This window comes from Sphingomonas sp. (assembly GCF_004799495.1).
Lineage (GTDB): Bacteria > Pseudomonadota > Alphaproteobacteria > Sphingomonadales > Sphingomonadaceae > Sphingomonas.
Genome location: NZ_SSMY01000011.1, coordinates 199400 through 216025 on the forward strand (window position 1 = coordinate 199400; position 16626 = coordinate 216025).

The 16626-nt window shown below is 66.5% G+C and carries 21 protein-coding genes and 1 tRNA gene; 8 read left to right on the forward strand and 14 right to left on the reverse strand.

The window, feature by feature from the left end; genetic code table 11:
* Positions 1–91 precede the first annotated feature (91 nt).
* From E7773_RS12320 to thiE, 4 genes are all read right to left on the reverse strand, one after another.
* A complete protein-coding gene (locus E7773_RS12320) occupies positions 92–1285 on the reverse strand; it encodes a diguanylate cyclase (RefSeq protein ID WP_293991685.1) in 1194 nt (397 codons plus the stop codon).
* Between the two features lie 152 nt (positions 1286–1437).
* Positions 1438–2250 (reverse strand): inositol monophosphatase family protein, encoded by an 813-nt coding sequence (locus E7773_RS12325; protein ID WP_293991688.1) that lies wholly within the window; start codon positions 2248–2250, stop codon positions 1438–1440.
* Positions 2251–2258: 8 nt separating this feature from the next.
* The gene (gene efp / locus E7773_RS12330; RefSeq protein ID WP_293991691.1) at positions 2259–2822 is read right to left on the reverse strand and encodes an elongation factor P; all 564 of its coding nucleotides are present in this window, start codon (positions 2820–2822) and stop codon (positions 2259–2261) included.
* Positions 2823–2857: 35 nt separating this feature from the next.
* Entirely contained in the window at positions 2858–3571 is a 714-nt protein-coding gene (gene thiE, locus E7773_RS12335; protein WP_293991694.1) for a thiamine phosphate synthase, read from the reverse strand.
* On the opposite strand from thiE, the gene E7773_RS12340 reads away from it, so the two are divergent.
* Complete coding sequence (locus E7773_RS12340) at positions 3571–4320, forward strand: DUF72 domain-containing protein (protein ID WP_293991697.1); 750 nt, start codon at positions 3571–3573, stop codon at positions 4318–4320. The genes thiE and E7773_RS12340 overlap by 1 nt on opposite strands.
* On the opposite strand, the gene E7773_RS12345 is transcribed toward E7773_RS12340, so the two are convergent.
* Together E7773_RS12345 and E7773_RS12350 are read right to left on the reverse strand one after the other, a co-directional pair.
* Complete coding sequence (locus E7773_RS12345; protein WP_293991699.1) at positions 4317–4991, reverse strand: O-methyltransferase; 675 nt, start codon at positions 4989–4991, stop codon at positions 4317–4319. The two genes, E7773_RS12340 and E7773_RS12345, sit on opposite strands and share 4 nt — an antisense overlap.
* The gene (locus E7773_RS12350; protein WP_293991701.1) at positions 4991–5896 is read right to left on the reverse strand and encodes a fructose bisphosphate aldolase; all 906 of its coding nucleotides are present in this window, start codon (positions 5894–5896) and stop codon (positions 4991–4993) included. Before E7773_RS12350 ends, E7773_RS12345 begins: the two co-directional genes overlap by 1 nt.
* A gap of 126 nt (positions 5897–6022) precedes the next feature.
* Between E7773_RS12350 and E7773_RS12355 the strand changes: the two genes are divergently transcribed.
* Positions 6023–6502, forward strand: a complete 480-nt coding sequence (locus E7773_RS12355) for a TlpA disulfide reductase family protein (RefSeq protein ID WP_293991703.1) — start codon at positions 6023–6025, stop codon at positions 6500–6502.
* On the opposite strand, the gene E7773_RS12360 is transcribed toward E7773_RS12355, so the two are convergent.
* From E7773_RS12360 to gap, 3 genes are read right to left on the reverse strand one after another with little or no spacing between them, the layout of a single operon-like run.
* Positions 6489–7682: a phosphoglycerate kinase gene (locus E7773_RS12360; RefSeq protein ID WP_293991706.1), complete on the reverse strand. Its 1194-nt coding sequence runs from the start codon at positions 7680–7682 to the stop codon at positions 6489–6491. The two genes, E7773_RS12355 and E7773_RS12360, sit on opposite strands and share 14 nt — an antisense overlap.
* The gene (locus E7773_RS12365; RefSeq protein WP_293991708.1) at positions 7679–8131 is read right to left on the reverse strand and encodes an MOSC domain-containing protein; all 453 of its coding nucleotides are present in this window, start codon (positions 8129–8131) and stop codon (positions 7679–7681) included. The genes E7773_RS12360 and E7773_RS12365 overlap by 4 nt, the downstream gene beginning before the upstream one ends.
* On the reverse strand, positions 8131–9138 hold the full coding sequence (gene gap, locus E7773_RS12370; RefSeq protein ID WP_293991710.1) for a type I glyceraldehyde-3-phosphate dehydrogenase: 1008 nt from the start codon (positions 9136–9138) through the stop codon (positions 8131–8133). The genes E7773_RS12365 and gap overlap by 1 nt, the downstream gene beginning before the upstream one ends.
* Before the next feature lie 141 nt (positions 9139–9279).
* Here gap and E7773_RS12375 point away from each other — a divergent pair, with 141 nt between their 5' ends.
* The 4 genes from E7773_RS12375 to E7773_RS12390 all read left to right on the forward strand — a co-directional run bounded on the left by E7773_RS12375 (position 9280) and on the right by E7773_RS12390 (position 10791).
* Complete coding sequence (locus E7773_RS12375) at positions 9280–9453, forward strand: hypothetical protein (RefSeq protein ID WP_293991712.1); 174 nt, start codon at positions 9280–9282, stop codon at positions 9451–9453.
* Positions 9446–9754 carry a cell division protein ZapA gene (locus E7773_RS12380; protein WP_293991714.1) on the forward strand — a complete coding sequence of 103 codons (309 nt, stop codon included), beginning with the start codon at positions 9446–9448 and terminating at the stop codon, positions 9752–9754. Before E7773_RS12375 ends, E7773_RS12380 begins: the two co-directional genes overlap by 8 nt.
* Before the next feature lie 276 nt (positions 9755–10030).
* Positions 10031–10573, forward strand: coding sequence for a 5-formyltetrahydrofolate cyclo-ligase (locus tag E7773_RS12385; protein ID WP_293992300.1), 543 nt, complete (start codon positions 10031–10033; stop codon positions 10571–10573).
* Positions 10570–10791 carry a DUF2842 domain-containing protein gene (locus tag E7773_RS12390; RefSeq protein WP_293991716.1) on the forward strand — a complete coding sequence of 74 codons (222 nt, stop codon included), beginning with the start codon at positions 10570–10572 and terminating at the stop codon, positions 10789–10791. The genes E7773_RS12385 and E7773_RS12390 overlap by 4 nt, the downstream gene beginning before the upstream one ends.
* Positions 10792–10892: 101 nt before the next feature.
* Here E7773_RS12390 and E7773_RS12395 read toward each other — a convergent pair.
* Positions 10893–10969, reverse strand: a tRNA-Asp gene (locus E7773_RS12395).
* 61 nt (positions 10970–11030) lie between these two features.
* A complete protein-coding gene (locus E7773_RS12400) occupies positions 11031–12275 on the reverse strand; it encodes an AI-2E family transporter (protein ID WP_293991719.1) in 1245 nt (414 codons plus the stop codon).
* A gap of 53 nt (positions 12276–12328) precedes the next feature.
* Between E7773_RS12400 and glpK the strand changes: the two genes are divergently transcribed.
* Entirely contained in the window at positions 12329–13795 is a 1467-nt protein-coding gene (glpK, locus tag E7773_RS12405) for a glycerol kinase GlpK (RefSeq protein WP_293991721.1), read from the forward strand.
* Positions 13796–13799: 4 nt separating this feature from the next.
* Here glpK and E7773_RS12410 read toward each other — a convergent pair whose 3' ends face one another.
* The gene (locus E7773_RS12410) at positions 13800–14525 is read right to left on the reverse strand and encodes a Crp/Fnr family transcriptional regulator (RefSeq protein ID WP_293991724.1); all 726 of its coding nucleotides are present in this window, start codon (positions 14523–14525) and stop codon (positions 13800–13802) included.
* Positions 14526–14568: 43 nt separating this feature from the next.
* Entirely contained in the window at positions 14569–15081 is a 513-nt protein-coding gene (locus E7773_RS12415) for a GNAT family N-acetyltransferase (protein WP_293991726.1), read from the reverse strand.
* A gap of 75 nt (positions 15082–15156) precedes the next feature.
* On the opposite strand from E7773_RS12415, the gene E7773_RS12420 reads away from it, so the two are divergent.
* Positions 15157–16419: an MFS transporter gene (locus E7773_RS12420; protein ID WP_293991730.1), complete on the forward strand. Its 1263-nt coding sequence runs from the start codon at positions 15157–15159 to the stop codon at positions 16417–16419.
* Here E7773_RS12420 and E7773_RS12425 read toward each other — a convergent pair.
* Positions 16416–16556, reverse strand: a complete 141-nt coding sequence (locus E7773_RS12425) for a hypothetical protein (RefSeq protein WP_293991732.1) — start codon at positions 16554–16556, stop codon at positions 16416–16418. The genes E7773_RS12420 and E7773_RS12425 overlap by 4 nt on opposite strands.
* Between the last annotated feature and the right edge of the window lie 70 nt (positions 16557–16626).

Below are 16626 nucleotides of genomic sequence, written 5' to 3' on the forward strand. Positions count from 1 at the left end.
TCGCGGGTGCGAAGCGTTGGCCGCGTCTCTAGGACCCCGCCCTCTATCGAGCAAGGCTCTAGCGGTGAGAATGACTCGCAATTAGTTCGGTTTAGGCAGCGCTGGCGACAGGAGTGATCGTCCCGAGCTCGTAACGGTTCCGCCCACCCATCTTGGCTTGGTACAGGGCGGCGTCGGCGGCGATCGTCAGTTCGTGCACCGACCGCCCGGCCGCGGGCTCCATCGCCGCGACGCCCAGGCTGATCGTAACCTTGTCGGGCAGCGCATAGGCCGGATCGGCGCCGCATTTCGCCACCATTACCCGAACGCGCTCCGCAATCGACGCCGCGCCGGCCAAGTCGACGCCGGGCAGGATCAGCATGAACTCCTCGCCCCCCTGCCGCGCGGCGAGATCGATCGGCACGCGGATGCCCGCCTGGAGCATGTCGGCGACCGCCTGCAACGCACGGTCGCCTTCGTCATGGCCGTGCGTGTCGTTGAATTTCTTGAACCGGTCGACGTCGATCGCAACGACCGCGAGGCTCCCGCCATTGCGGACGGCGCGGGTCCATTCGTCGGCGAGCCGCATGTCGCGCGAGCGGCGATTGGCGAGCCCCGTCAGCGGATCGGTGCGGCTGACGCGTTCGAGCGCGTCACACGCCTGCTCCAATTCGCGCCCGCGCTCGCCGAGCGAATCGACCAGCGCCTGGTTGGTGATGGCGAGACGGTAGGCATGGACGATCTGGTTCGCGAGGCGGCGGCTGATCGCCAGCATGGCGAGCGCCAGCGCAAAACCCGCACCGGCGAGGACAAGGTGCCCGGGCCGCCCGGATAGAGCCAGCCCCGACGCCGCCGCCAACGTCACCGGCATCGCAAACATCGCATAGACCGGCCAATAGGCGACGTTGGCGATCGTCATGCTGACGGCGGCAAGCACGATGCACACGACGAACATCACCTGGTTGTCGGTTCCGACGTCGAGCATCCAGCCAACCGCGCCGCTCCACAACAACGCGGATAGCCCTGCGAACAGCACCAGCAGTTTCGCGATCGACCGCGCGGGTACGTGCGCTATCCGCCCGGTCCGGAACGCGAAGGCGGCCCCGCCGCGCCCGGCGCACAGTACGACCGTCGCACCGAGCCAGGTGAGCAGCCAACCAGCGCGCGCGGGACTCCAGAAATATCCCGCCAGCAACGTCGATCCGAGCAGATCCATCGCGATCGTCGGCACCGCGAGCGCGTACACCGAGCCTAGCCGCGCCCGTAGCAGCGTGTCGTCGGTCGGCATGGGGGCGGCATCTGCCATGCCCCGCGCATACTCCGGGGAGCGTTAAGGCCGGGTTAGTCCTATCATGGCATGCGAAGCGGACGATTAGTGCTGGCGATGCACGGATGGCGGATTGTCGACCGTCAGTGCGGCGGTCGTGACGGCGAGCAGCAGCGCCGCCAGCCCGCACATCAGCGCAAAGCGCCTGCGACCAGTTTGTGCAGCTTCGACTGGAGCACGTCGTTCGCCGCAAGGAATTCGCTGCGCTCGATCATCTTGTCGCCGCCGCGGAAGTCGGTGACGAACCCACCCGCTTCCTTGACCAGCAACATGCCCGCCGCGACATCCCACGGCTGCAGGTTCGATTCCCAATAGCCGTCGTACCGCCCGGCCGCGACCCAGGCGAGGTCGAGCGCCGCCGACCCGAAACGACGGATTCCCGCCACTTCAGGCGCGACTGCGCCGAAAATACGGCTCCACTGCACGAAATCGCCATGTCCCAAAAACGGGATGCCGGTCGCGATCAGCGCTTCGGACAGGTCGCGGCGCGACGACACGCGTAGCCGCTGGTCTTGCACCCAGGCGCCGCGGCCCTTTTCGGCCCAAAAGCTCTCGTCGGTCAGCGGTTGATAGACGAGCGCCGTCGTGACCTCGCGCTTGCTGTTCGCCATGGGCTCCTCGACCGCGATTGAGATCGCGAAGTGCGGCAGTCCGTGGAGGAAATTGCTCGTGCCGTCGAGCGGATCGATGACGAAGCGCGGCTTGTTCGGGTCGCCGGGCAGCTCCCCGCCCTCTTCGGCCAGGATCGCCCAGTCGGGGCGCGCCTTGCGCAGTTCCTCGACCAGCGTCTGCTCTGACCGTTTGTCGGCCATCGACACGAAATCGGCCGGGCCCTTGCGGCTGACCTGGAGGTGCTGGACCTCGTTGAAGTCACGCCGCAACCGCGGCGCCGCCTTGCGCGCGGCGCGTTCGATGACGGTGAAAAGGCCGGAATGACTAGGCATTTTCTGCTTTAGTCCGCGCGCTTTACGTAGGTTTGCTCGTACACGTCGACAACGATCCGCGTGCCCGTTCCGATATGCGGCGGGACCATGATACGCACGCCGTTGTCGAGGATCGCCGGCTTGTAGCTCGACGACGCGGTCTGGCCCTTCACCACCGCGTCCGCTTCGACGATCGTCGCCTCGATCTGGTCGGGCAGCTGCACCGAGATCGGCTCCTCGTCGTACAGCTCCATTACGACGTCCATCCCGTCCTGCAGGAACGCCGCGGCGTCGCCGAGCAAGTCGCGCGGCAGAGTCGTCTGCTCGTACGTGTCCTTGTCCATGAAGGTCAGGACGTCGCCGTCGGCGAACAGGAACTGGAAATCCTTGGTATCGAGCCGCACGCGCTCGACGCTTTCGGCCGAGCGGAAACGGACGTTGTTCTTGCGGCCATCGCGCAGGTTCTTCATCTCGACCTGCATGTACGCCCCGCCCTTGCCCGGCTGGGTGTGCTGGATCTTGACGGTCTTCCAGATACTGCCTTCATACTCGATGATGTTGCCGGGACGAATCTCGACCGCGTTGATTTTCATGGTGTCAGCCTGATGGGAATAGCGAAGCGCGGCCTTTAGCCAGCGTCGCCGTTCCCGGCAAGCACGGCAGCGAACGCTTGCACCGCCGCCGCTTCGTCTCCACCCCAGACGGCGTTCGACACCGCGAGGAAATCGGCGCCCGCGGCGATCAGCGGTGCGGCATTGGCCGGGGTGATCCCGCCGATCGCCACCGAAGGCAGCTCGAACAGGGTCGACCACCACGACAGGATCGCTGGGTCGGGGCGATGCGTCGTTTCCTTGGTCGTCGTAGGATAAAAGGCGCCGAACGCCACATAGTCGGCGCCGGCGTCGCCAGCTTCCATCGCCAAGTGTCGGCTGCCGTGGCACGTAACGCCAATCTGGACGTCGGGGCCAAGTAGCGCCCGCGCCTCGCGCGGATCGCCATCGCCCTGCCCCAGATGCACGCCGTCCGCGCCGAGCCGCTTCGCCAAACTGACGCTGTCGTTGACAATGAAGGCCACCTCACGGTCCGCGCAAATCCGCTGAAGTGGTTCGGCGAGGCGTGCCGCTTCGTGCTGGTCGACATCTTTCAGCCGGAACTGGAACGCCGCGACCGGCCCCGCGTCGAGCGCGCGAGCAAGGCGGTCGGGAAACGCGCCGCCGACATCGCGCGGCGACACGAGATAGAGCTGGCACGCTGGGCGCCGATCGTCGCGAACGAACCTGTCGGCGAACCCTTCGACGCCGATCGCCGTTTCGTATCCATCATCGTCGCCGGAGATCGCCATTGTCTTCCTCTTCACCCGCCGCGATCCGCATCGGCTGCTCGGGCTGGGTGTATCAGCACTGGCGCGGCGCCTTCTACCCGCAAGACTTGCCGGTCAAGCGCTGGTTCGCCTTCTACGCCGAGCATTTCGACACGGTCGAGATCAACAACAGCTTCTATCGCCTGCCCAAGGCCGAGACGTTCGACGCGTGGCGCGACCAGGCGCCGCCGGGATTTTGCTATACCGTCAAGGCTAACCGCTTCCTGACACAGGCCAAAAAGCTGAAGGATTGCGCCGAGCCGCTCGACCGGATGATGACGCCGGTGCGTCATCTCGGCGATGCACTCGGCCCGATCCTCTACCAACTGCCGCCGCGTTTCCGGATCAACCTCGACCGGCTCGAGTCCTTCCTCCGATTGCTGCCGACCGATGTCGTCAATATCTTCGAATTTCGCGAGGCGAGTTGGTATACCGAAGAAACGCTGGCGCTGCTCGATCGCTATGGCGCGGCGTTCTGCGTCCACGACATGCCCGGTCTCGCCAGCCCGCGCTGGTCGAGCGGTCCGGCGGCCTATGTCCGATTTCACGGTGGCGTCGGGAAATATTGGGGCCGCTACCGCGACGAGGCGCTGCTCGGTTGGGCCGACTGGATGATCGGGCAAGCGCGGAGCGGGCGCGCCGTCTGGGGATATTTCAACAACGACGTCGAAGCGCACGCCATTCACGACGCCCAGACGCTCAAGGCAATGCTGCGGCAGGCCGAACGCTAACCGGTCACCACCGCAAGTAGAAACCCATCCCATTTCTTGACGCCCACCGTCTGCACCGCGGTCGCAGTCAGACGCGGCTCGGCGGCGACCATATCGAACAACGCGCGCGTGCCCTGGATGCGCGGGTCGGCGCTGTCGGCGTCGAGCACCCCGCCCTCGCGGATCACGTTGTCGACCACGATCGTCGTGCCCGGGCGCGACAGCCGGATCGCCTCGCGGACGTAGCCCGCGTTGTTTTCCTTGTCGGCGTCGATGAACACGAAATCGAACGGCCCGGTCAGCGTCGCGAAGCTGTCGAGCGCCGGCCCGGTGATCACCTCGACCCGGTCGCTCAATCCGGCCGCGGCGACATTGGCGCGCGCGACGTCGGCATGGTGCGGGTCGATTTCCAGCGTCACCAGTTCGCCGCTGTCGGGCAATGCGCGCGCCAACTCGATCGTCGAATAGCCGCCGAGCGTCCCGACTTCGAGGATCCGCCGCGCTCCCGCCATCCGCGCGAGCAAGTGGAGCATCCGCCCCTGTGCCGGTGACACGTCGATATCGGGCAAGCCGCCCGCCGCGTTTGCCGCTAGCGCCGCGTCGAGCGTGGCATTATCGCCCAGCAAATGCTCGCCGATATACCGATCGACCGCCGCCCAGCGCTCGTCCTGCGGCTGGGTGCGCTCGACCATCAGGCGGCGTCCGGCGTCTTTTGGGTCGATGCCGCGAAGATCTCGTCGATCGCCTCGCCCAGCGCGGCATCGAATTCGGCGTCGGTCATCTGGTAGCGCAGGTCCTCGAGCAGCGCGCGGCTGAAGCTCGCGATCATGCCCTTGTTGCGCGCCAGTTCGGCGCATGCCTCGGGCCGGTGGAACCCGCCCGACAGCGCGACCACCTTGAGCACGCGCGGGTGCGCGATCAGCGCATCGTACTGGCCGCGATTGGCAGGGAGCGACAGCTTGAGCATCACTTTCGCGTCGCCGGTCATCGCGTCGAGCGCCTTCTTGAGCTCGTCGGTCAGGATCGCGTCGCTGTCGGCGCGGTCGGTGCTCTTGATGTTGACCTCGGGCTCGATGATCGGGACCAGGCCGTGCGCCAGAACGGTTTGCGCGACCTCGAACTGCTGCGCGACGATCGCCGCGATCCCCGCGCGGTTCGCGGCGTTGATCACCGACCGTTCCTTGGTACCGAAAATGCCGAGCTTGGCGGCGCGGTCGAGCAGGTCGCCGAGCCCCGGCATCGGCTTCATCAGCTGGACGCCGTTACCTTCGTCTTCCAGCCCCTTGTCGATCTTGAGGAACGGCACGACGCCGCGGTCGTGGAGCGCCTGCGGCACCGGCGTCCCGTTCGCGTCGCCATCCATCGTGCGCTCGAACAGGATTGCGGCGATGACCTTCTCGCCAGTGAACGCGGGCGAGGTGATGATGCGAACGCGCATCTGGTGGATCAGGTCGAACATCTCGGCATCGGTCGACCACGCGCCTTCCTCGATACCGTAGCCCTTGAGCGCTTTGGGGGTCGAACCGCCCGACTGGTCGAGCGCGGCGATGAAGCCGTGGCCGGCGGCGATCTTGGCGGTCATCTCGGCGGTGTTCATGCGGGCTCCCAGCATTGCATACGTATGTGGCGCGGCTGTTAGACAGCGCGAGGCGACGCGGCAATGGCTGGATTGACCCGGGACGCGCGGCACGTCAGGTTCGGTGGAAGAAGGGGAGCTCGGTCAATGTCATGGCGTGTGATGGCCGCGGCGGCGGCGCTGACATTGGCTGGCACAAGCACGCCGAGCGCCGCCGGCCCGGCGGACGTGATCGACAGTTTCCGCTTCACGCTGCCCGATGGCGCCGTACTGACCAGCGCCAACCTGCGCGGGCATGTCGTTATGGTCAATTTCTGGGCAAGCTGGTGCGTGCCGTGCCGCCAGGAATTGCCGCTGCTCAACCGTTACTATCGCGCGCATCGGGCCGAGGGGCTGGTCATTATCGGTGTCGCCGCCGACATGAGCGAGGACGGGCATGGCCGCTGGCTGTCGCCGACGATCGCCTTCCCCCAAGCTGCGCGGGTCGGCGGGCCGGATTATCGCCTGCGGGCAATACCGATGAACTATGTGATCGGGCGCGACGGCAAGCTCGCTTATGCCAAGTCGGGATCGTTCGACCAGGCGAAGCTCGACACAATTGTGGGACCGCTGCTCAAGAAGCGCTGAGCGCTTTCACTCCAGGTAATTCCTTGCCTTCCATCCATTCGAGGAACGCGCCGCCGGCGGTCGAGACGAAGGTCATGTCGCCCGCCACACCCGCCTGATTGAGCGCCGCGACGGTGTCGCCGCCGCCCGCGACCGACACCAGCGAACCTTCGCGGGTCAGCGCCGCGGCGGTCCGCGCCAGCGCCATCGTCGCGGCATCGAACGGCGGCGTCTCGAACGCGCCGAGCGGACCGTTCCACACCAGCGTGCGGCACGTCTTTAGCACGTCGCCCAGCGCTTCGGCAGCGGCAGGGCCGATGTCGAGGATCATCTCGTCGGGCGCGACTTCGTGGACGTTGACCGTGCGAGTCGCCGGGTTGGGCTTGAACTCGGTCGCTACCACCACGTCGTAAGGCAAATGGATCGTGCAGCCTGCGCGGTCGGCGGCGTCGAAAATTTCCTCCGCGGTGCCGATCAAATCGTGTTCGGCCAGGCTCTTGCCGACGTTCACCCCACGCGCGGCGAGGAAGGTGTTCGCCATCCCGCCGCCGATGATCAGATGATCGACCTTGTCGACCAGATGCTTGAGCACATCAAGCTTGGACGACACTTTTGCGCCGCCGACGACCGCTGCGACGGGATGATCGGGCGCGCCCAGCGCCTTGTCGAGCGCGTCGAGTTCCGCCTCCATCTGCCGCCCGGCGAAAGCGGGCAGCGCGCGCGCGAGGCCCTCGGTCGAGGCATGCGCGCGGTGCGCGGCGGAGAAGGCGTCGTTGACGTACAGGTCGCCGAGCGCCGCGAGGCCGGAGACCGTCGCGGGGTCATTCTTTTCCTCGCCGGCGTCGAAGCGCGTGTTCTCCAGGATTGCAATATCGCCATCCTTCAGCGTCGCGATCGCTTCGTCCGCGCCGTCGCTATCGACGAACCGCACCGACCGGCCGAGGACTTGCTCGAACGGCTTGGTGACGAGCGCGAGGCTCATCTCCGGGTTGCGCTGCCCCTTGGGCCGCCCGAAGTGCGAGAGCACGATTACCCTGCCACCACGATCCGCCAGCTCGGCCACGGTCGGTACCGCCGCGCGCAACCGAGTGTCGTCGGTCACCGCACCGTCGGCCATGGGCACGTTCAGATCCTCGCGCACCAGCACGCGCTTGCCTGCAATGTCGACCATGTCGTCGAGCGTCTTGAACGGCCGTGTCATGCTTCGATCCTTATCGTGTCGCCGACGGCGACTTCGCCTTCCTCGACGACCATCGTGCAAACGCCGCCGCGCCAGTCCGGGGTCAGCGCGGCGCGCAAGCCTTCGGCCAGCGCTTCCATTCGCTCGCACGGATCGGTCTCGCGCGTCACTTCGAGCAACGCAGTCCCCACGCGTAATCGCGCGCCGGGCCGCTGCGGCAGGTCGATCCCTTCCGCGAGCAGGTTCGCGCGCCGCTCCTGCCAGGCGATGTTGTGGCCGACCAAGTCCTGCGCGGTCGCCCAATCGCTCGCCTCGATCAGCGTGACTTGCCGCTTGTACGGCTTGCCCTTCATCGCACCGCGATAGTCGCCTTGGATGCCGCCTGCGAATGTCACCGTCGCATGGTCGATCACCTCCATCGGCGCCCTGGGGCGCGCGTGGCGGGCGATACCGGCGACCCTGCCGCTCACTAGATCAGCGCCGCCATCGCCTTGGCGGTGTCGACCATGCGGTTCGAGAAGCCCCATTCGTTGTCGTACCAGCTGACCACGCGGACCAGCTTGCCGTCCATCACCGCGGTTTCCAGGCTGTCGACGGTCGACGAGGCGGGGTCGCCCTGCAGGTCGATCGAGACGAGCGGCTCATCGGTGTACGCCAGCACGCCCTTGAGCGCGCCATCGGCCGCGGCCTTCAGCACCGCGTTGACCTCATCCCTGGTCACGTCGCGCGAGGGCGTGAAGGTCAGGTCGATCAGCGACACGTCCGGGGTCGGCACGCGGATCGCCGAGCCGTCGAGCTTGCCCTTCAACTCGGGCAGCACTTCGGCGACGGCGCGCGCCGCGCCCGTCGTGGTCGGGATCATCGACATGCCCGCAGCGCGCGCGCGGCGCATGTCGCCGTGGATCTGGTCGAGGATTTTCTGATCGTTGGTGTAGGCGTGGACCGTCGTCATCAGCCCGCGCTCGATCCCGAAGGCTTCGTGCAGCACCTTGGCGACGGGGGCGAGGCAGTTGGTCGTGCACGACGCGTTCGACACGATGTGGTGCCCGGCCTCGAGCTTGTCGTGGTTGACGCCGTATACGACCGTCAGATCGACGCCCTTCGCCGGGGCGGAGATCAGCACCTTCTTCGCGCCCGCATCGATATGCTTCTGCGCGCTCTCGCGGTCGGTGAAGAAACCGGTGCATTCGAGCACGAGATCGACGCCCAATTCCTTGTGCGGCAGGTTCGCCGGGTCGCGCTCTGCGGTGACGCGTATATGCTGGCCATCGACGACGAGATCCTGGCCCTCATGACGGACGTCGCCGTCCCACTTGCCATGGATCGAGTCGCGCTTGAACAGGAAGGCGTTCGATTTGGCGTCGCCCAGATCGTTGATCGCGACGAGCTCGAGCCCGGTGTCCTTCGCCGTCAGCATCGCGCGCGCCACCAGCCGCCCGATCCGCCCGAACCCGTTGATCGCAACCTTCACCGCCATGTGTAGTGCTCCATCCTGGTGCCGGCGCGCGCATGGGGCCAGCAGTCGCGGGAGCCTTTGGGGACGAGGGCGCGATGCGTCAACCGTTACCCACGGCGAATCGAGGTTGCCGCGCCGTCCGCCCGTGCTATTTCGTTTCGGATGACGGATGCATCCCCGACCGACCGTATCGATGCCGCATTAGCGCGAATCGAGCGCGCAATCGCCACGCGCGATCGGTCGGTGCAAGATCTGAAACAGCGTCACGACGCCTTGCGTGCAAAAGTAAGCGAGGCGATCTCCGCGCTCGACGCGCTGGGGGCGAGAAATGGCTGAAGTCACGCTCACTATCGGCGACCGCCGTCACAACGTCACGTGCCGCGACGGCGAGGAAGCGCAACTGCGCCGATTGGGCGAGATGCTCGACCAGCGCTGGCCGTCAGCGAACCGCGCATCCGGCGGACTCAACGCGGAGCGCACGATGCTGCTCGTCGCGCTGATGCTCGCCGACAGCCTCGATGCCGCGGAGAATCGTCCCGCGGCGGATGGTGGGCCGAGCCCCGTTCTCCTCAACCGTCTCGCCGACCGCCTCGAAGGAATTGCCGACGCCCTTGAGAAACCGGCCGCGGACGCCTAAGTCTGTGCATGGCGGGCACTGCCCGGTACGAGCCTATATTATCCCTGAGGCTATTCATCATCCATGGGGGCTGTCCCTGCCCGGATCCTGGTCCGACGTATATGGTCCCCACCTGACGTACCGTGCGTCAGAGGATAACCCGGCCAACGGCCACGGCGGTCCCGCCACCCGCGAAGTGCGCAGGCATTTAGCTGCGCTAAATGCCAGACGCACAAGCGCGGCCGGCGGAGCAAAGCTCCGTCCGACGACGCGGCTTTGCCGCGGCGCGAGCATATGATGATCGACAAACAAGCTTTGCGCGCCCACCTGCGCGCCACCCGCGATGCGTTCGTGGCGGCGAACCCACCGCCCATCACTGTCCCCGAGGAATTCCGCGCCCGCCTCTCCCACGGCCAGACCATCAGCTCCTACGTCCCCATCGGCAGCGAAGCCGACCCCTCCCCCCTCGCCCGCGCCGCGACCGAGGCCGGCTGCGTCCTCGCCCTCCCGCACATCACCGCCCGCAGCGAGCCGATGCGCTTCCTCGCCTGGGAAACCGAGGCTGCGCTGGAAGCCGGCCCTTTCGGGCTCAGCCAGCCCGCCGCCGACGCGATCGAACTGCGTCCCGACATCATTCTGACCCCGCTCGTCGCGTTCGACGCGAAGCTCGACCGGCTCGGCCAGGGCGCGGGCTATTACGACCGCGCCTTCGCGCGCTTCCCCGAGGCGTGGCGGGTCGGCGTCGCGTGGAGTTGCCAGCAGGTCGCGGATTTGCCCATCGAGCCATGGGATATATCGCTCCACGCGGTTGTCACCGAACAAGGATGGATCACGCGATGAGCAGCAGCCCGCGCTGGCAGAAACCCGTCGGGATGCTGGCAATTCTTGCGCTGATCGCGGTGTGGTGCGTGGGTGTCGCCAGCCTGTCGCCATGGATCGGGCAATGGCATCCGCTGGTGCAGCTGGTGTTTTATGTCGCGGCGGGCGTGGTGTGGCTATGGGTGTTGCCGATGCGGCGGATGCTGAGCTGGATGGAGACGGGACGCTGGCGGCGGTAAGCGCCGCGGCGAAGCCGCGTCGTCGGTCGAGGCGATGCCTCGCCGGCCGTGCTTGTCTGAGTGCGCGCCAGCTTCGCTTGCGCGTCTTTCAGACTGCGCAATGGCGCGAGTGACGGGGCTCGAACCCGCGACCTCCGGCGTGACAGGCCGGCGCTCTAACCAACTGAGCTACACCCGCTTGGAAGCGTGAGGCGCGGCCACTAAGCGAGGCACCCTACCCTGTCAACAGCGCCGTCCCGCTAATTGCGGCGGATACCGAACCGCCCGCGTTTTCGTTCGCTGACCAGCGTGCCGCGCTCGAACAGAAAGCCCGCAATATCGGGCTTCCCCGCCGCGCCGATCACCGTCTGGATGATGATCAGCAGCGGCACCGCGAGCAATGCCCCCGGGGTGCCCCACACCCAGCTCCAGAAACTCAGCGAGATCAGGATCAGCACCGGGTTGATCGTCAGCCGGTGCCCGACGATCAGCGGCGTCACCACGTTCGCTTCGAGCAGATGGCACCCGATCATGATCGCGGCGGGGATCATCGCGACCCAGAAATCGTTGAACGTCATCAGCCCGCCGATCGCGAGCAGCAGTGCCGCGACGATCGGCCCGAAATAGGGTACGTAGTTGAGCAACGCCGCGATACCGCCCCACATCGCCGGATAGGGCATCCCGACCGCCCACAACGCCGTCCCGACGATCGCGCCGAGCATCACGTTGATCAGCGTGATCGTGCCGAGATAGGCGGAGACGTCGTCGACCACGTCCTGGATCACGCGCGCGGTCGCCATCGCGCCGCCGAAGCTCTGGCGGCTGGTGATCGTCTTGCGCCGCGTGCGGCTCCACCCGGCGAGGAAGAAGAAGACAACGAGTATTCCGAAGAACACTTGGATAATCGCGGTCGGTGCCGAGGTCGCGGCGAGCTCAAGCAACGACCCCGGCGGTGCGACGGCGGCGGTGGCCGGCGCTTTGACCGGCCCGGTGTTGGCGAGGTGCGTGATCGTGCGATTGAGGTACTTTTCGAGCGTCGTGTAGAGCTCGAGCAACGGTGCGAGGTTCGCCTGAATGCGGTCGATCCGCTCGGGCAGACGACGGAAGAACTCGATCGCCGGCACCACGATCGCCGCCAACGCGACGTTGGCCAGAGCAAGAAAGGTCAGCACGCAGACGAGCGACGCCAGCCACGACGGCAATCGCCGCCGTTCGAGCCATTCAAGCACAGGGATCAGCGCGATCGCGATCACCAGCGAAATCGTCACCGGCAGGAAAAACTCGGCCCCCGCCTTGAGCGCAAAGGGCAGCCCGAGCACCAGCGCCACGCCCGCGATCAGTGTAAGCCCCGCAAGCAGCCGGTCGCGGCGGTCGTCGATGACCGGCGCGGTCTCCTCGCCCACAGGGATCGACGGTGCCGGCTGCGGTGCGGGTGCGACGGCCGCCGCGCCACCGGCGTTTGCGGACAACGCAGCGTCGATATTGAGCTTGTCGGCGTCTTCCATGCCGCTTTTCTAGCGGCATTCCATCGCAAAGTAATCCCGGCTAGCGTCGCGGCATGTCCGATAAATTGCTGGTCATCGACGAGGGCACTACATCGACCCGCGCGATGCTGTTCGCGGCCGACGGGAAATGCCTGGGCAGCGGACAGGCGGACCTGACGCAACACTATCCCGCTCCCGGGCTGGTCGAGCACGACGCCGCCGAAATCTGGGACCGCACGCTCGCTTGCGTGCAGGCGATGGTCGAGAAGGCCGGCGGTGCCGAGGCGGTCGCGGCGATCGGCATCACCAACCAGCGCGAAACGATCGTGTTCTGGGACAAGACCACCGGCGAGCCACTCGCGCCCGCAATCGTCTGGCAGGATCGCCGTACCGCGGAGATGTGTCGCAAGCTGAAGGAGGCGGGGCACGAGCCGACCGTGCAGGCGCGCACGGGGCTGTTGCTCGACCCCTATTTCTCCGGGCCGAAGATCGGCTGGGCGATGGCAAACTGGCCACAGCTTAAGGAAGCCGGCGACCGGCTCGCGGTCGGGACGATCGATTCGTGGCTCGTCTGGAAACTGACGGGCGGCCTGCATGTCACCGACGCGACCAACGCCAGCCGCACCGCGCTGATGGCGATAGGCAGCGGGCATTGGGACGACGGTCTGATCGATCTGTTCGAAGCCCCGCGCGCCGCGCTGCCCGAGATCGTCGATTGCGCCGGGCGCTACGGCGAGACGACATTGTTCAGCGCGCCCATCCCGATCTGCGGCATGGCCGGCGATCAGCAAGCGGCGACGATCGGCCAGGCGTGCCTCAACCCCGGCGACACCAAGGCGACCTTCGGCACCGGCGCGTTCGTGCTGACGCAATATGGCGCGAAACAGCCGACCTCGAAGAATCGTTTGCTCGCGACCATCGCGTGGCAACTCGGCGGCCGCCGCGCCTATGCGCTCGAAGGGTCGGTATTCGTCGCCGGCAGCCTGATCCAGTGGCTGCGCGATTCGCTCAAGCTGATCGCCACCGCGCCGGAGACCGAGGGGCTGGCGCGGTCGGTCGACGACAACGCCGGCGTCTACCTTGTCCCCGCGCTATCGGGTCTCGGCGCGCCGTGGTGGGAAGCCGAAGCACGCGGCAGCATTTCGGGGCTGAGCTTCACCGCGACCCGCGCGCACGTCATCCGCGCCGCGTTGGAGTCGATGGCCCACCAGGCGCACGACTTGAAGACCGCATTCGCCGCCGACGGCGCCGACTGGAAAACGCTCAGGATCGACGGCGGGATGGTTGCCAACGACTGGATCGCACAGGACCTCGCCGATCTGCTGGACGTTGCGGTCGAGCGACCCGCCTTTACCGAAACCACCGCGCTGGGCGCGGCGATGCTGGCGGGGGTCGGATGCGGATTGTTCGCCGACCTGGCGGCAGCCTCGGCGATGCGAGGCAAGATCGAGACGTTTGCACCGGCGATGGACGACAAAGTCCGCCAGACACGGCTCGAAGGTTGGGAAAAAGCCGTGAAGTCGGTCGTCGCGTCCGCCTGAAGGGCTAGGGCGTGCGGATGTGGTCGTCGAAATAGAGATAGTCGGGCGAGAACTCGCCGGTATGCGCCAGCCGGTCGAAATCCATCATCGTCACGATACGGTCCGACACCTCGACCATCCCCGCCTCGCGCAGGACGCGGAGCGTGCGGTTGACGTGCACCGAGGTCAGCCCGCACGCCTCGCCCAGATCCTGCTGCGTCAGCGGCCAGGCGAAGGTGCCGTTCTCGACCAGCCCGACCGCGTCGAGCCGGGCGTAGGTTTCGCACAGCATATGCGCGACTCGCCCCACCGCATCGAGCCGCCCCAGCCGGAAGATCCATTCGCGGTGCATGGCCGCATCGAGCAACGTCGAGAACCACAGGATCCGGCCGAGGTGCGGCAGCCGTTCGATGATCTCGGTGATCTTGTCGTGCGGCGCATAGGCGACCTGGCACTCGCTCAACGTCGCGATGTCGTGATCAAGCCGTTGTAGCGGATAACCGTGCAGGTCGACGAAATCGCCGGGCGTCTGGACGCTTACCAGCTGCCGGTGCCCGTCGGCACCGTCCATATAGCGGCACATGAAGCCCGAAATCAGGAAGGTGCTGCGAGTCACCACGTCGCCGCGGCTGATCACGACCTTGCGCCGAGGCAAGGTGACCGGCGCCGTCAGGATGCTTTCAAGCGCTTCCTTCTCTTCGTCGCTCAATTCGCGGCGGCGGCGGCTCTTCAGGAAATTATCGGTCAGCATGGGTGCGTTATGTCCGAAAACGGCCTGTTGACCATAATCTGTGTCAGGGTTGCGCGCGATCGTCGAGCAACAACTGCAGAAACACCAGGTCGAGCCAGCGCCCGAACTTTTCCGCAACCTGTGGCATCCGCCCGACTTCCCGGAACCCGAGCGCGCTGTGCAGCGCGATCGATCCGGCATTGCCCGCCTCGATCCCGGCGATCATCGCATGTTTGCCCGCGCCCCGGGCTCGCTCGATCAGCGCCGCGAGTAGCGCGCGACCAATCCCTTCGCGGTGTCGCGCGGGGCTGACATAGATCGAATGCTCGACGGTGAAACGGTATCCGTCCCATGCACGGAACTCGCCGTATGATGCGAACCCCGCGATCGTACCGTCGACCTCGGCGATCAGCACGGGGAACCCGGCATCCCGCCGCCTCGCCAGCCACGCTTCACGCCCCGCCAGATCGGATTCGCCGGTGTCGAAGATCGCGGTCGTCTGTCGAACCGCATAATTGTACATCGGCAGGATGCCGGCGGCGTCGGCGGGCACGGCATCGCGGATGGTCGGCGTCATCCTGCAACGCTAGCTTCATTGACTTGCCCCGCAAAGCCGTCCGTAACCGACATCGGCTATCCGGGGGGATCAACGATGACGAGCGAAGCGCCGCCGATCACGCGTGGGCAGATATTCGGCGTCGCGCTCGGCAACGCGCTCGAATTCTACGACTTCCTCGTGTTCAGCTTCTTCGCTGTGCAAATCGGGCAGTGCTTCTTCCCTGCGACCGACCCGCATTCCAGCCTGCTGCTCGCGCTCGCCACGTTCGGCGCCGGGTTCCTGACCCGGCCGGTCGGCGCGGTGGTGATCGGCGGGCTCGGCGACCGGATCGGGCGGCGCCCGATGATGTTGCTGTCGTTCGCGCTGATCGGGCTCTCGACGCTGGGCGTCGCGATCACACCATCCTACGCCACGGTCGGGCTCGCGGCGCCGATCACCATCATCCTGTGCCGCCTCGTCCAGGGCTTCGCGCTGGGCGGCGAGGTCGGCACCAGCACAGCGTTCCTCGCCGAGGCCGCGCCGCCTGAGAAGCGCGGCTGGTACGTGTCGATGCCGTTCACCGGGCAAGGTTTCGCGACATTGTCCGCGGGACTGATCGGTGTCCTCGTTGCCGCGCTGATGAGCGATAGCGCCCTGTCGAGTTGGGGATGGCGCATCGCGATGGCGATCGGCGCCGCCACCGTGCCGGTCGGGCTGGCGCTGCGCCGGACGCTCCCCGAAACGCTCCCCGCGGCGGAATCGGTCAGCCGGCCGCCACCGCTGCGAAGCTATGCCGGTGTCTTAACCTTCGCTTTCCTGGCGATGCTTTCCGGGACGATCGGTACGTACGTGCTCAACTATATGACGACTTTCGCAAAGGCGACGTTGGGCATGCCGTCGAGCGTGGCGCTCGGCGCGACGATCGCAGTCGGACTGGGCAACGTCGTCGGGGCGATGCTCGGTGGCCGGCTGTCGGATGTGCACGGAAGGCGGCCGTGGATGATTTGGCCGATGCTGGCGATGACGCTTGGGGTGATGCCGGGCTTCTGGCTGCTCGTCGGGCATCCGACGGCGACGATGCTATATGCAATCGGCTTCGTCCTGCGCCTCTTGCTCGCGATCGCGACGGCCAGCGCGTTCATCGCGGTCACGGAAGCGCTGCCGATGCGCGTGCGATCGGGCGCCGTGTCGATCGTCTATGCGCTGGCGATTTCGATCTTCGGCGGGTCGACCCAGTTCGTCGTCGCTTGGCTGACCGGGGTCACGGGCAGTCCGCTGGCGCCCGCCTGGTACATGTTGGCCTCCGCATTGGTCGGGCTGACGGCGATGGCCTTCGCTCGCGAAACAGCGCCGGCGAAGGCCGCTGCGTCAGCCTAGAAAGGCAGCGCGCCGAAATATTTGAGCACGCCCAACACCAGGATCAGGATCGCGATCGCGACGATCACGTTCGCCACGTTGAAACTGGCGCTGCTGCGCTCGACGACGGTACGCTCGTCGGTGTTGAGATCGGCCATGGTTACACTCCTCCGTTCCGGCAGCATAACGATGCGCGCGCGGCGCGGTTCCGGGGGAGCGTGGTTAATG